We start from the raw sequence: 14,790 nt of genomic DNA, 5'->3' as shown, positions 1-14,790 counted from the left end.
AATACTAAAAACACTTAATTACGTAGTTGTATTTGGCATCTTAAAGTTAAACGGGCACAATATGCAAAAATTTTGACTAAAAAAATATAATAAAATGCTTAATTTACCTATTCAACCTCGTTATATATTACCGCCTATAATTTTGCTGCTTTTTAGTACCATTTTTGCTGCATTTGATTTAAATAATTTACTTGAATTTAACCGAAGCTTAATTGATGAAGGTGAGCTGTGGCGAATTTTCACCAGCCAATTTGTTCATGCTAATTGGGCTCATTTGGGATTAAATGCCAGTGGTGTTTTATTAATATGGCTTTTGCATGGTGAATATACATCCCCTACTCGTTATGCGTTTAATATATGCTTGCTGGCATTATGGTGTGGACTCGGTGTGTATTGGTTTTGCCCAAGCATACATATTTACACTGGGTTAAGTGCTTTACTTCATGGCGTAATTATTTGGGGGGCAGTTAAAGATATAACTGTAGGGCTTAAATCGGGTTATTTATTATTTATAGGCGTATGGATTAAAATAGCGTTTGAGCAATTTAGCGGCCCAAATGCCGATATAGGAAAACTTATTAACTCCACAGTGGCCATTGATGCACATTTAATTGGAGTTATAGGTGGGACTATACTTGCCATACCACTGGCTATAGAACTCTTAAAAAAGCAAAAATAGCGCATAAGCTATTGCTCCTCTAATAAAAACGCCGCATTAGTTAACTAAACTAATGCGGCGTTTTTTTTTATACTTTAAGAATTAGAGATTAAAGCGTTTCTTTAAATAATTTATGAATACGGCGATATTCGTCTAACCAACTTGAAGGCTGTACAAAACCATGTGGTTCAACAGGGAATATAGCTGTTTCAAAGTTTTGCTTTTCTAGCTCTATTAAGCGCTGTACTAAACGCACTGAGTCTTGAAAAAACACGTTATCGTCAACCATGGGTGAGTTAATTAATAAACGTTTGTTTAAACCCTCAGCGTAATAAATTGGCGAGCTGCGCTCATATGCAATCGGGTCAACATCAGGATGGTTTAATATATTAGCCGTATAACCTGTGTTGTAATGTGCCCAGTCGGTAACAGGTCGTAGTGCTGCACCCGATTGAAATAACTCAGGCGCGGTAAACAATGCCATAAAGGTCATAAAGCCGCCGTATGAGCCACCATAAGTACCAACTGCTTTGGTATCAACGTTGGCATTTTGCGCCATCCATTTAACGCCATCGGCTAAATCTTGTGTTTCAGGCGTGCCCATTTGACGATAAATCGCAGTACGCCAATCGCGTCCGTAACCTTTAGACGCACGGTAATCCATATCCATTACTATATAGCCTTCATCTGCTAGTAATGAATGAAACATAAATTCACGAAAATAAACCGAAAAGCCCATGTGTGAATTTTGTAAGTAGCCTGCGCCGTGGTTAAAAATAACCGCTTTACGGTTTTTGCCTACTTCACCCTCTACGTAATCAGCTGGGTAGTACACTTTTGCGTATATTGGTTGATCAGTATGGCTCGATGGCACGGCTACAATTTTAGGTGCAGTTAGCTTTTTAGCTAAAAACTCATCCGACACTGTATGAGTTAAGCGCGTGGCTTTTGTATTTGCTTTAGCATCTGCTACGTAAAGCTCATTAGGCATGGTAATTGTAGAGTGCTTAAGGAGTAACTTGGTTTCATCAGGGCTTAACGTGTAGTCAGTCATGCCATTTAAGTCAGTAACTTGCTCACTCTTACCTGTTTGCGGGTTAACACGGTAAATTTCGTACAGGCCTGGGTGCTCAACATTCGCTTTATAATAAATAGCGCTGTCGTCGCTGGTAAGCGTTAAATTAGAAACCTCAAATTGGCCTTGTGTTAGCGCAGTTGCTTTACCATTTACTGGTTTTTTATAAAGCTGGCTATAACCCGACTCTTCCGATAGATAATAAAGCGTGTTTGAGTTATGCAACCAACCAAAGTCGTTAAATGCATAAGCAATCCATGCATCGTCATGTAGGCGGTGCTGCGAAACGAGTTTGTTGCTTTCAAAATCAACGGTAGCAAGCCAACGATCTTTGTTGTCCCAGGCTTCAAGCATGATAGCAACTTGTGACCCGTCATCGTTCCATACTATTGGGCTTTGCTCAAAACCCCAGTCCATAATAAGGTTAATGCCACGAGGCGCCTTTTTAGACTTATAGGTTTTACCATCACGTGCATAATTTTCTTTTTTAACTGCGGCTAAAACATCTTCGTCAAAGCCCGGTAAGGTATTAAAGCTAAGTGATGTTTGCTCTTTATTAGTTAAATTGATGTACACAAGCTTTGAGGTTTCTTCTTTAGCATCGGCTACACGGCGGCGTGCTTTTTTAGGCTCAATGGTAGCGTCATTTGTAATGTAGTTAGGCATAATATCACCCTCACCACGCCAATCTGTTTGCTTTTGTACAACGACTAACAGCGCATCACCATTTGGTGAAAGTTGTGCCTCAGATACTTTATTACCGTCACCTAAGTAATAAGCCGTGTTAGCAATTGAATCGTTTTGTTCATTAATTTGCTCACTGCGCGCTTGCTTATCTTTTTTGTCTTTTTGCTGAAGCGCCACAAATTTAATCAGTTTATGCTGCTCTTTAGCAATATACGTACTTGGCTCTTCAATGCCTTTAGGCTCATCGGCAAGCTTTAAGTTAGCAAGCTCAGTCGTTAAACCTGTTTTTAAATCAACTCTAAAAAACACATTGCCTTGGCGGTAAACTAAATCGCCATTGTTTAAAAATTGTGGTTTAGACTCGCTTGCTGATGTCGCTGTAATTTGTTTAAGTTCACCCGTTTTTAGGTTTTTAACAAATACATTGCCTTTAAACGTGTAGGCCGCCATTGTTTTATTTTTTGAATAAACAGCTTTATTTGAACCCACAGTATGAAGCTTATTAAGTGCTACTTGCTCTGCTGTTTGGCTAGTAACTGATTGGCTAAATAAATCGCGTAGTGTATTACCTTGCTCTTTTTGAGCATAAATAATAGTAGCCGAATCGCTAGCCCAGTAAGCACTCTCTGGCTGATTACCCATCCAATCTGGATCGGCCATTGCTTGTTCTAGCGTTATTTTTTGTGAGCCGATATCTGCTGGTGTGTTTACAACCGCAGCAATCTTAGTTGCTGGTAATACACTTTGCTGTGTTGAAGAGGTGTTAGCAGTAGCGCTACAACCTGCAAGCATGACACTTGAGGCAACAGCTAAGGCCACTAACGTTTTAGATGAAGAAAAATTAAAAATCATAGTGCTTCTATACGGTTATTATAATTAAGCCGTATTTAAGCAGAAGCACTCAAGTTATTGCAATTTTTTAAGATAAATAGCCATTAAACAGGGTAAAGCTCAGTTTACTAGCGCATCCCCTGTTAATAGGCGTTATTCAACTATTAAATCAAGCCACACCAGTCGATGATCGCTCGATGCGTTTCTGTCTTTAATTAAACGATATTCATTGCTCGTTTTAGTTGGCCAAAACACACCACCGTCTTTAACTTTTAAGCCGTAGTTTGACGGTAGTACGTAATCAACACGCGCTTGCCAATTAGCACTGTAATTTTGTGCATAAGGCACAGCATACTGCTCTTTAGCGCCCTCACTTTTTGGAACAAAGCTTGCATTTATCAATGGGTTTTTAAGCAGTTGGTCGGTGGTATTTGTGCGGGCTTTATCGCCCTCTGGTGCGGCATTTAAATCGCCTAAAATAACAAACCGAGAGTAAGTTTTTAAACCACCCTTTTCGCCTTTATCATCGTAAATATACTTAGCGTTTGAAACGTAATCGGCAATTAACCTTACTTCATCGTGGTTACGTTTGCCGTTTCTATCCTCTTCACCGTCAAATACAGGGGGTGTTGGGTGAGATGCAATAACATGAATGGTTTTATCATTTACGTTAATAGGTAAATCCCAAAACGATTTAGAGCTAAGTCTTAACGCTTGCCATTCTTGAGCGTTATACCAGTTTTCGCCTGTTTTAGGCATTACGGGCATTTGTGCATTTGGCATGTCTTTATATTTAAAGGTTTGAAGGGTTCTTACTTTATCAAAATCGATTGGGTACTTTGACAAAATAGCCATACCGTAATGGCCTTCAAAAAAGCCAAAGCCTTGTGCATCGCCCATCACGCCATTTTTCTTGCCATCGTTATCTAAATCAAACTCGGTAGCTAGGCCTGTATTTACAGGGGTAATATAAGAGTAAGGGTAATTAATAGCGGCTTGTTTTTGCTGACCTACATTTAAATAATGTTGATTAAAGTATTCAATTCCCTGCTCTTTTGGGATGTAATCAAATTCGTTAAGTAAAATAATATCAGGGCGAACACGTTGAATAATTTCTGCTATGTTCTTAATTTGCTGGTGGTTTGCTTTAAGTGCATTAACTAAAGCATCACTTTTAACTTGCTCTCCTTTAGGCGTGTGATTAGTTGCATCCATACTTACATTAAATGTAGCAACACGAAGAGAGTCTGATGCAAATGCACTCTTACTAAAAAAAGTACTAAAAGAAGCGGCAACAAGTAGTGCGCTATAAATTGCTTTAAGTTTCATTAAATAATTTCACTGTAAAATTTTAGACTCAATCATTATTTCACAAACTGGGTATCCACGCGCCTTTTTTAAACATAAAAAAGCCGAGCAAGCTCGGCATTTAATAAAACGAGTATTTAGACGTTTAATGAAGGATTAAATTAGCTGCCGCTTTTAAAATACCTGGGTAGTCTTGCTCAGGTAAATATTCAGTAAGCTCGCCTAATTTATCTGCTAGGTCGTTCATGCTAGTGGCCGATACGTTTATATGGCCCATTTTACGACCTGGTTTTGCAGTTTTACCGTACCAATGGCTAGTCACATCTGCGTATTTTAGTACGTCAGCTGGAATACTAGGTTGCCCTAATACGTTTATCATCGCGGTAATGTGTTTAAGCTCAGTATTACCAAGCGGTAAACCTGCTACAGCACGCATGTGGTTTTCAAACTGCGAACAGTGGCAACCTTGCTGCGTCCAATGGCCTGAGTTATGTACACGCGGTGCAATTTCGTTTACGAGTAACGTGCCTTGTACATCAAAAAACTCAATAGCTAGTACGCCAACATAGTTAAGTTCGTTTGCTATTTTAGTAAATGCATCGTTTGCTTGAGCTTCAACGCTGCGATTGTTTTTACCCGCAATAGATAAAGTTAACACACCATTTGTATGCTCGTTTTCTGTTAGCGGATAAATAGCAACATTACCGTGTTTATCGCGCGCACCAATAATAGAGACTTCACGATCAAACGGGATCATTTTTTCAGCAATAATTGTATGTGGCGCAAGCTCTGTGCCCGATGCAATAAAATCAGCCATTTGTGACCAAATCTCGTCTATTTGATCATCTGACTTTAATCGCCATTGACCTTTTCCATCGTAACCTGCTTGGCATGTTTTAATAACAAGTGGCTTGCCTAGGGTTTTAACTGCGTGTTCTAGATGCGCTTTTTCAGTAATTAATTGATACGGCGCACAAGTTACGTTTGTTTTATCAAGCAATGCTTTTTCAAGCGAGCGATCGCCACCGGTTTTAATAGCGGCTTTCCCAGGGTAGAACTTATTACTGTTACAGCAAAGTGTTAGTACGTCATCAGGAATGTGCTCAAACTCTGCAGTAATTGCATCAGCGTTTAATATTGCTTGCTCAAGTGACGTGCTATAAACCTCACCAGTTAGCGGATGCTTAATTTGCTTGCTGCCTACATCGTATGCAACCACATTTAAATTAAGCGGCGCGCCTGCAAGACTCATCATACGTGCAAGTTGCCCTGCACCTAATATTAAAATATTCATTATTACTCTGCAGGGTTTGGATTAGCTAATATAGTGTCGGTTTGAGCTTTACGAAACGCTTCAATTTTTGCAAAAATTTCTGGATTTTGACACCCTAAAATTTGTGCGGCTAGTAAACCTGCGTTTGCTGCGCCCGGCTCACCAATTGCAAGTGTGCCCACTGCAACGCCTTTAGGCATTTGGCAAATAGATAAAAGTGAATCAACACCATTTAATGCTTTTGATTTTACAGGCACGCCCAGTACAGGAAGCGATGTAAAAGCAGCAGCCATACCTGGTAAATGAGCCGCGCCGCCAGCGCCAGCAATAATAACTTTAATACCGCGTTCTGCGGCTGAACTTGCGTAATCAGCAAGTAATTGAGGAGTGCGGTGTGCAGACACGACTTTAGTTTCGTACTTAATGCCAAAATGCTCAAGCATAAGTGCTGCATGTTCCATGGTTGGCCAATCTGATTTAGAACCCATAATAATGCCAACAGTCATAAATACTCCTCAGTAATGTATTTTTAAAATAGCGGACTTATGTCCTGTTTAAGCCGGGTATTATACCCAAAGCCATATTAATTGCGACTAATACAAAGCCACAAAAACAAAAAAAGCCATGTTTAAACATGGCTTTTTAGGGTTAACGGGTAAATAGCTAATTAAGCTTCTTTACTCGCTAGGTATTCTGCGTAGTTGCCTCTAAAGTCAATGATTTTACCATCTTTAACTTCCCAAATCCGGGTAGCTACCGATGATACAAATTGACGATCGTGCGATACAAACATTAATGTACCTTCGTAGGCTTCAAGTGCTAAGTTAAGCGCTTCAATAGATTCCATATCCATGTGGTTGGTTGGCTCATCCATTAGCAATATGTTTGGTTTATGCATCATAATTTTACCAAACAACATGCGGCCTTGCTCACCACCAGAAATTACTTTAACTGACTTTTTAATATCGTTTTGCGAAAACAACATACGGCCTAAGAAGCTACGAACCACTTGCTCGTCATCGCCTTCTTGTTGCCATTGCTCCATCCACTGAAACAAGTTCATGTCGGTTGCAAACTCATCTGCGTGATCTTGCGCGTAGTAACCAATGTTCGCATTTTCTGAAAACTTAAACTCACCGGCTTTAGGTGCTAAGCGCCCTGCTAATGTATTAAGTAATGTTGTTTTACCAACACCATTTTCACCAATAATAGCAATACGTTCGCCAACTTCTACTAAACCTTCAAGGCCAGAAAATAACGTATTGTCGTCAAAACCTTGCGTTAAATTGTTCATTTCAAGCGCGTTACGGAATAACTGCTTTTCTTGGTCGAAACGAATAAACGGCGTTTGACGTGATGACGCTTTAACTTCGTCTAACTGAATTTTGTCGATACGTTTAGCGCGCGATGTAGCTTGCTTAGCTTTAGATGCGTTAGCAGAGAAACGAGATACAAACTGTTGAAGTTCAGCAATTTGGTTTTTCTTTTTCGCGTTTTCGCTAAGTAGCTGCTCACGTGCTTGCGTTGCTGCAAACATGTATTCGTCGTAGTTACCTGAGTAAATACGTAGCTCACCGTAGTCAATATCGGCCATGTGAGTACACACAGAGTTTAAAAAGTGACGGTCATGCGAAATGATTATCATGGTACAGTCGCGTTGGTTTAATACATCTTCTAACCACTTGATAGTGTAAATATCCAAGTTATTGGTAGGCTCATCAAGTAGCATTATATCTGGGTCTGAAAACAACACCTGTGCAAGTAGCACGCGTAGTTTAAAACCAGGTGCAATTTCTGACATTGGGCCAAAGTGTTGCTCAGTACCAATACCTACGCCTAATAATAGCTCACCTGCTTTAGATTCAGCAGAGTAACCATCCATTTCAGCAAATTCAGTTTCAAGATCGGCTACTTTCATACCATCGTCTTCACTCATTTCTGGTAAAGAGTAAATACGGTCGCGTTCTTGTTTAATTTTCCACAGTTCTTTATGACCCATAATAACAGTATCAATTACTGAGTATTCTTCGTAGGCAAACTGGTCTTGGTTTAGTTTAGCAACGCGTTCATTTGGATCAGTACTTACATTACCTGAAGACGCTTCAAGCTCACCACTTAAAATTTTCATAAATGTTGATTTACCACAACCATTTGCGCCAATTAAACCGTAACGGTTTCCATCGCCAAATTTTGCTGAGATATTTTCAAATAATGGTTTAGCACCAAATTGCATGGTGACATTAGCTGTACTAATAATAGCGCTACCCTCCAAGGGAGTAAGGATGTAATTAAATTGCGCGCAGTTTAAACCAAAATGGCCTGTTTTTCTATGAAAGTTTAATGGCAAACCACGTCGTTCAAGGCAATTATTATCGCTGAGCTACTCGTAATTAAAATAACAAATTAAATTTAGTGTTTTTGCAAATTGTTATTCAACTTAGATAAATTAAAATTCATAAATACATTCATAATAAACCGATATGAATGTTTAGAATTTGGTATATAAATTAGAGTAAAAACACTTTTAACGTGTTTGTGTGTTTACTTAACTCATTTTTGTACAACCTATAACAATAAAAAGTTATATTTATGAAAATAAAGCACTTTTAGAGCTTTTGCACTAGTCGCTATTTTTTAATCAAGATGAAATTAATTCAAATTAGAATTTTAACACACCACTTATTACCAATTCTTTTTACCTACAAAACAACTAAAAAAACAAACCTCAGCAACACCTGAAAAACAAAATTAACCTCTCGTGAACACCTATTAAGATTAATGCTCAGTTTTATTGAGTATTTTTCACTTTTGAGCCGTTTATCGCTTTGTTAGTCTTCAAATCTGAATTTTTACCTACGTAAAAACATTAACCAATTTACACAGGGCAACACACAAGATGAGCAAAAAATTAGCAACACTGGTTAGCGCAAGTATTGTACTAGCACCCGCAGTTTCGGCGGTAGAGCTATACAAGGATGATAAAAACACTCTAAATGTAGGTGGTTATCTTGATGTGCGTGTAATTAATACACAAAACGAAACCGAAGTTGTTAATGGTACTTCACGCATCAACTTTGCTTTTACCCGAAAGCTTAAGAAAGACTGGACCGCCCTTGCACTTATTGAATGGGGTGTAAATCCGGTAGGCAGTAGCGATATTATTTATAACAATCGTTTTGAGTCAATTCAGGATGAGTTTTTGTATAACCGTTTAGGCTATGCAGGCCTTTCGCACGAAAAGTACGGACAACTTACTATTGGTAAACAATGGGGTGCATGGTACGACGTAGTTTACGGCACAAATAATAGTTTTGTATGGGATGGCAATGCCGCAGGCGTTTACACCTATAACAAAGACGATGGCGCTGTAAATGGTACTGGGCGTGGCGATAAGTTAGTGCAGTATCGTAATAGTTACAACGATTTTAGTTTTGCAGTACAAGCACAGCTTAAAAACAGCGAATTTTATACCTGTGACGTAAGCGACATTTCAGAAGAAGAATGCGAAACACTTTGGAACTCAGGCGATAGCGCAGCCCAAGATGTTGAATTTAATTACACATTTGGTGCCTCTGTTACTTACACCCCAACCGATATGCTAACGCTTACTGCAGGTGTTAACCGTGGCGAGTTTGATTTAACGTTTGGCGATGGTTCTACTCGCAATGTTGAAGATTTAATTTACGGTGCAGGCATTATGTGGGGCAATATTGATAAGCCCGGCCTTTACGTTGCTGCCAACATAAATAAAAACAAAAACCACGACACCGATAATATTGGTCGCTTAATTGATGACGCAATAGGTGTAGAAACATTTGCATCTTACCGCTTTGATAACGATTTTCGCCCTTTTATTGCCTACAACGTGTTTGATGCAGGTGATGACTACGTAATTCAGCCAAACTTTAACGCCGATCCAGACGATGTATTTAAGCGTCAGTTTGCTGTTATTGGCCTTCACTACTTAATTGACGAAGACACTATTGCCTACGTAGAAGCGCGTAAAGACTTTAGCGACTTTGAAAGTGATAACGACGATCAACAAGCACAAATGGAGCAGTCGGAAGATGACGGTATAGCATTTGGTTTTAGATATAAGTTCTAAATATAAGCTCTAAATATAAGTTAAAAACGACTACAACTTCCCTAAGCACAACCCTTTTAGCCCTTTTAACTTTTTTAACTGGGCTTTTTTTCTGCCATACTTTTTTCAATACTCGATTTTGCGTTTAAAGCTATTTTAACAAGTGCCTTAACAGCGGCGTTGGTATCGGCTTTTTTAAATTGTAATAGCACCGGAATTTGCGTGAGTACGTCGCTCAGTTTTATAAAATGGCACCCTTCACTATATAATTTACGTACGCAATAAGGCGCAATGGCCACACCAAGGCCAGCAGCCACTTCAGTAACTAATGTTTGCATATGCCTAGGTTGGCTAATAATGTTAGGTGAAAAATGAGCTTGTTTGCATTGCAAAATGGTTTCATCAAAAAGACCAAGTGCTTCCTCTCTATTAAAAATAATAAAGGGTTCATTTTTTAGCTTAGCTAAATCAATATTTTTATAATTTGCCAGCGCATGGTTTTGATTAACGATGGCCACCAATGAATCTACATAAATAGTATGACTTACAAATTCATCATTAATTGAATCAGGTAAAGGCCGTGAAAAACCCACATCAATTAAATCATTTTTAAACGCATGTATCTGCTCAGTTGCAGTCATTTCAAACAATGTAACGTGCACGCTTGGGTATTGCTGTTTATATTCTCGAACCAGTGCTGCCATAAAGGTTAAACATGCCGAGCTTAAGTGCGCAATATTAAGTGTACCTACCTGCCCGTTGTGGGCACGTTTAACCTGAGTTTTAGCTTTGTCAGCTAGAGCCAAAATAGCGCGTGCATCTTTTAATAGCTGCTCACCCGCTTGAGTTATTGCAACATCGCGTGAGTTTCTTATAAACAGCACAACATCAAGCTCGCTTTCGAGCTGTACAATATGCCTACTTATTGCAGGTTGCACGGTGTGTAGCTCTTTGGCCGCTTCTGAAAAACTCTGATGCTTAGCCACGCTGACAAAACTTTTTAATGTTTTAATATCCATCATGCACCTTAAATACATTATCTGTATAGATTCTATAAAATAATATCATTTTTGTTATAGGTAAAGAACTCATACCATAGCTATATGTTAACAACACAAGACAGCTATGACCAAACCCAAACAAAATCAGTCATTAAGTCGATTTATTTTATTACTAATGACCACTGCAATTGCAGCAACAGCAGCAAACTTGTACTACAACCAGCCTATTTTACCGCTTATAGCGAACGAATTTAATTTAACTGATTCGCAGCTTGGGAGTATTCCCGCGCTTACACAAATTGGTTACGCGTTTGCGTTATTATTTATTTCTCCTTTGGGTGACTCGATTGCTCGCAGGCATTTAATTACTATTTTGTCGTGCTTATTAGTAGTGGCTTGTAGTGCAGCAATGCTTGCACCTAACTTACCTTTATTACTTATATCGGTATTTTTAATTGGTGTAAGCGCCAATATAACCCAGCAATTAATACCCTTTGCAGCATCGCTTGTATCGAGCGAGCAAAAAGGTGCCACGTTAGGCACATTAATGATGGGCTTAACTATCGGTATTTTACTTTCAAGAACGTTAAGTGGGTTTGTAGGTGAGCAATTTGGTTGGCGAAGTGTATTTTTAATGTCGGCAGTACTCGCAGCATTATTTGGTATATTACTGCGCGTGTTTTTACCTAGCAATAAGCCACACACTAATTTGCGTTACTGGCCTCTCATTAAAAGTATGTTGGCGTTGTTTATTAAACATAAATCACTGCAGCATTTTACACTTTCGGGCGCATTTTGGTTTGCATCATTTAATGTGCTTTGGGCAACACTTGCAATTTATGTAAGTAACGAGCCATTTAACTACAACGCTCAACAAGCTGGTTTATTTGGTTTAATAGCATTGGCTGGCGTAATTGGGGCTAAGTCATCGGGTAAATGGGTCAGCAAACTGGGATCTAAAGCTCTAATTATGATTGCACTTACGCTTGCGGCAATCGGCTTTGCTATTACAGGTTTGTTTAATGGCAGTTTAGCGTCGTTAGTTATTGGCATTATTCTAATCGACTTTGCCATATTTAGTGCGCAAGTGGCTAACCAAGTGCGTGTTTTTAGTATTGACCCCACTGCGCAAAGTCACATAAATGGAATTTACATGCTGGGTTATTACATTGGAGGCGCTGTTGGCTCAATGGTTGGTGTTAAAGCATTTGCACTTTATCAATGGCCTGGCGTTGTTGCTGTAAGCATTATATTTATTTTGCTAAGTGGCATTTTTAATTCATTTGCTAAAAAGTAATCGCTTAAAACTTAAGGAGTAAAAATGGGTATGTTAAAAACAGCGGGTAGCTTTACATTACTGTGTATCGCCAGCTTAACTATTATGGTGGGAACCCTACTTGCGCCAGGTTTAGTAAGTATTTCACAAGGATTAGGTATAACCGATAACACCGTACTTTTAATTACGTTGCCATCGTTAGGCGCTGTGGTTTTTGCGCCGCTAGCAGGAAAATTAATAGATAAATACGGAGCTTATAAACTTTTAGTAATTGGATTATTTTTATATGGGGTTGCAGGTGCCAGCGCTTACTTTTTAAAAGGCCCAACGCTTGTATTTGCTAATCGATTTTTACTCGGCGGTATAACTGCTGTGGTAATGGCAAGTTGTACGGTTTTAATTTCTGCTTGGTACACAGGCGAAGCACGCCTTGGCATGATTGCAAAACAAGGCATGGCGATAGAGTTAGGCGGTGTTATATTTTTATTTTTAGGCGGATTATTAGCGTCGCAATTTTGGGCGCTGCCATTTTCACTTTATTTAATAGCGTGGGTATTTTTGGCCATGCTTTTATTGTTTGTGCCAAGTAAAAACTCACTGGCTAGTAATAGCGATGAAGTGTCAGAACATCTACACCACAAAGCTAATAATGGCCTCTCGTTAAAAAGCGTTTATGTAATTTCAACACTCGCGATGACCATATTTTTTACGTCTACTGTTTTACTGCCCATTACAATGAACGAGGAAAACTTTAACGAATCACAAATAGGCCAACTACTCGCATTTATATCTTTAGTGGCTGTAGTTACCGTAGGCTTTATGCCTAAAATAACAAAGAAGCTTGGTGAGCCCAAGGTTTTGGTATTTGCCTTTTTAGCGTTTAGTTTATCGTATATTTGTTTTACACAAGTAAGCACCCTACTTTTAATTTTAGGCGCAATATTAATAGGTATAGGATTTGGTTTTAGTATCCCGCTTTTAAACCATATGACGGTAGAGCTCAGCGATCTGAAAGTACGCGGCCGTAATTTATCGTACTTTACGATGGCTGTATTTTCGGGTCAGTTTTTTACCTCATTTATGCAGTACATACCTGGTGGTGAAAAAAACGTATTTATAATTTGTAGCGTTTCAGCATTTATAATTGCACTGGTATTGTTTTTTAAACCTATCAAAGCAAAGTAGTAGTAACTTACAAAAGAGCATTTTTATAAATGCTCTTTTTTTATCTAAACCTCTCGCTTTATTATTTGCACTACTTTACTGATTACTTTTTTTTAATTTGACTCTATTGCTAAGTTTAGCATTATAGCAACATTTAGTATGATGTGTTCTTTTACTGTAAAGCCACCAGCTAATTTATATTAACTGCATTAAGAGTGTAAAAAGATGGTGAAATTATATTGAAATTGCAAAGTACTTACACTGATTATTGCTGTTCACAAAGGCGTAAGGCTGATTAAAAGCAGTAACAAATAGATGTGTATATGCTCATAGGTACTGACTGGATTCTATCTCAATAGCTACATACTGTATATAAACACAGTGAATATATTTCCTGTCAAAAATAACTTAAACCAACTTCCCTTTGTAAGTCGTTAATAATATTAAACTAAATAAAGTGCTATAAAACTGATTAGTTATCATAAATAGATAAAACAGCGTTAGCTGTATATACATACAGCTACCATTTAAACCTATCTAACCTACTTTTTAATAAACGCACTATAACCAGCTAATGCCTTTGATACACTAAGTGGTGGATTATCTGAATGCTCAGCACCTTCGTTTATAGCGCTTTGCCACGCAAGGTTATTATTAGGGTTTGCTTTTAAAGCAGACTCTAAATTATTAAACGCTTTTAACATTAACGGATGCTCTGCTCCACCCACCGAAAGATATAAATAAGTAGGCGCCTTAACTTTGTTAGCTTGAGTAGTTAAAAACGCTTCTACATTATTAACCACTGTCATGTCGTCATACCAAGCCGCTGGGCTAAATGCAAAGTAGCCATTAAACAGTTCAGGCCTCGTATGCAGTGTATAAAGTACAAAGCTACCACCTGCCGAAAAACCACTTAATACACGGTTATTACTAAGCTTATATTTTGCCGATAAATACGGGAATAACTCAGTTTCAATAAACGCTAAAAACTTGTCGGCTTCACCATTAGGCTCTATAAGTGTTTCGCCCTCAGGGCGCGCTTGTGTATTTACATCTTGGCGAGCATAAGGTGGCACTAAATCGCGATTACGTGTATCTGTAAAAAACAAATTAGGAATAGACACCAATATAGCCTTATCCCCTTTTTCGCTCTTAGCTTGTTTTGTAAGTGCTTTATCCCATGTATCTAAATTAAAGTTTCCATCGGTTTTAATAATTAACGGATACGCTTTTTTAGGATTGTAATTAGCGGGCAATCTTATAAATACCTTGCGCGACTCATTAAGCACGCTTGAGTTAATTGTTACGTCTGTATAGGCCGATACATAATGGTTGTAATAACGTATGGCTAAAATACCGATAGCAAAAATGACTACGGCTAAACTTAAATTAATAAAATAGTGTTTTGTTATTTTTATTGCCATGCGGCATTC

The 14,790-nt window shown here is 38.5% G+C and carries 11 protein-coding genes; 4 read left to right on the top strand and 7 right to left on the bottom strand.

All coding sequences use genetic code 11. The features are described from left to right. Positions 1-94: 94 nt before the first annotated feature. Entirely contained in the window at positions 95-679 is a 585-nt protein-coding gene (rrtA, locus tag I6F48_RS16285) for a rhombosortase (protein WP_197119850.1), read from the top strand. A gap of 88 nt (positions 680-767) precedes the next feature. Here the strand turns inward: rrtA and I6F48_RS16280 are convergent, their stop codons facing one another. The 5 genes from I6F48_RS16280 to I6F48_RS16260 form a co-directional block, all read right to left on the bottom strand. Further along, a complete protein-coding gene (locus I6F48_RS16280) occupies positions 768-3,272 on the bottom strand; it encodes a S9 family peptidase (protein ID WP_197119849.1) in 2,505 nt (834 codons plus the stop codon). 132 nt (positions 3,273-3,404) lie between these two features. Next, entirely contained in the window at positions 3,405-4,580 is a 1,176-nt protein-coding gene (locus tag I6F48_RS16275; RefSeq protein WP_197119848.1) for an endonuclease/exonuclease/phosphatase family protein, read from the bottom strand. Between the two features lie 124 nt (positions 4,581-4,704). Beyond that, on the bottom strand, positions 4,705-5,853 hold the full coding sequence (locus tag I6F48_RS16270; RefSeq protein WP_197119847.1) for a 5-(carboxyamino)imidazole ribonucleotide synthase: 1,149 nt from the start codon (positions 5,851-5,853) through the stop codon (positions 4,705-4,707). A 2-nt stretch (positions 5,854-5,855) separates the two neighbouring features. Then, positions 5,856-6,338 (bottom strand): 5-(carboxyamino)imidazole ribonucleotide mutase, encoded by a 483-nt coding sequence (gene purE, locus I6F48_RS16265; RefSeq protein WP_002962540.1) that lies wholly within the window; start codon positions 6,336-6,338, stop codon positions 5,856-5,858. 161 nt (positions 6,339-6,499) lie between these two features. Then, complete coding sequence (locus tag I6F48_RS16260; protein ID WP_165741752.1) at positions 6,500-8,089, bottom strand: ABC-F family ATPase; 1,590 nt, start codon at positions 8,087-8,089, stop codon at positions 6,500-6,502. Between the two features lie 639 nt (positions 8,090-8,728). Between I6F48_RS16260 and I6F48_RS16255 the strand changes: the two genes are divergently transcribed. Beyond that, positions 8,729-9,937, top strand: a complete 1,209-nt coding sequence (locus I6F48_RS16255) for a porin (protein WP_197119846.1) — start codon at positions 8,729-8,731, stop codon at positions 9,935-9,937. A gap of 74 nt (positions 9,938-10,011) precedes the next feature. Here the strand turns inward: I6F48_RS16255 and I6F48_RS16250 are convergent, their stop codons facing one another. After that, positions 10,012-10,935, bottom strand: coding sequence for a LysR family transcriptional regulator (locus I6F48_RS16250; protein WP_197119845.1), 924 nt, complete (start codon positions 10,933-10,935; stop codon positions 10,012-10,014). A gap of 106 nt (positions 10,936-11,041) precedes the next feature. Here I6F48_RS16250 and I6F48_RS16245 point away from each other — a divergent pair, with 106 nt between their 5' ends. Further along, positions 11,042-12,214 carry an MFS transporter gene (locus tag I6F48_RS16245; protein ID WP_197119844.1) on the top strand — a complete coding sequence of 391 codons (1,173 nt, stop codon included), beginning with the start codon at positions 11,042-11,044 and terminating at the stop codon, positions 12,212-12,214. A gap of 24 nt (positions 12,215-12,238) precedes the next feature. After that, the gene (locus tag I6F48_RS16240) at positions 12,239-13,378 is read left to right on the top strand and encodes an MFS transporter (protein WP_197119843.1); all 1,140 of its coding nucleotides are present in this window, start codon (positions 12,239-12,241) and stop codon (positions 13,376-13,378) included. Between the two features lie 521 nt (positions 13,379-13,899). Here the strand turns inward: I6F48_RS16240 and I6F48_RS16235 are convergent. Continuing rightward, on the bottom strand, positions 13,900-14,781 hold the full coding sequence (locus tag I6F48_RS16235; protein WP_010552777.1) for an alpha/beta hydrolase: 882 nt from the start codon (positions 14,779-14,781) through the stop codon (positions 13,900-13,902). Positions 14,782-14,790 lie beyond the last annotated feature (9 nt).

This window comes from Pseudoalteromonas sp. SWYJ118 (assembly GCF_015864505.1).
Lineage (GTDB): Bacteria > Pseudomonadota > Gammaproteobacteria > Enterobacterales > Alteromonadaceae > Pseudoalteromonas > Pseudoalteromonas arctica.
This window is presented reverse-complemented; position numbering and strand designations above follow the sequence as displayed.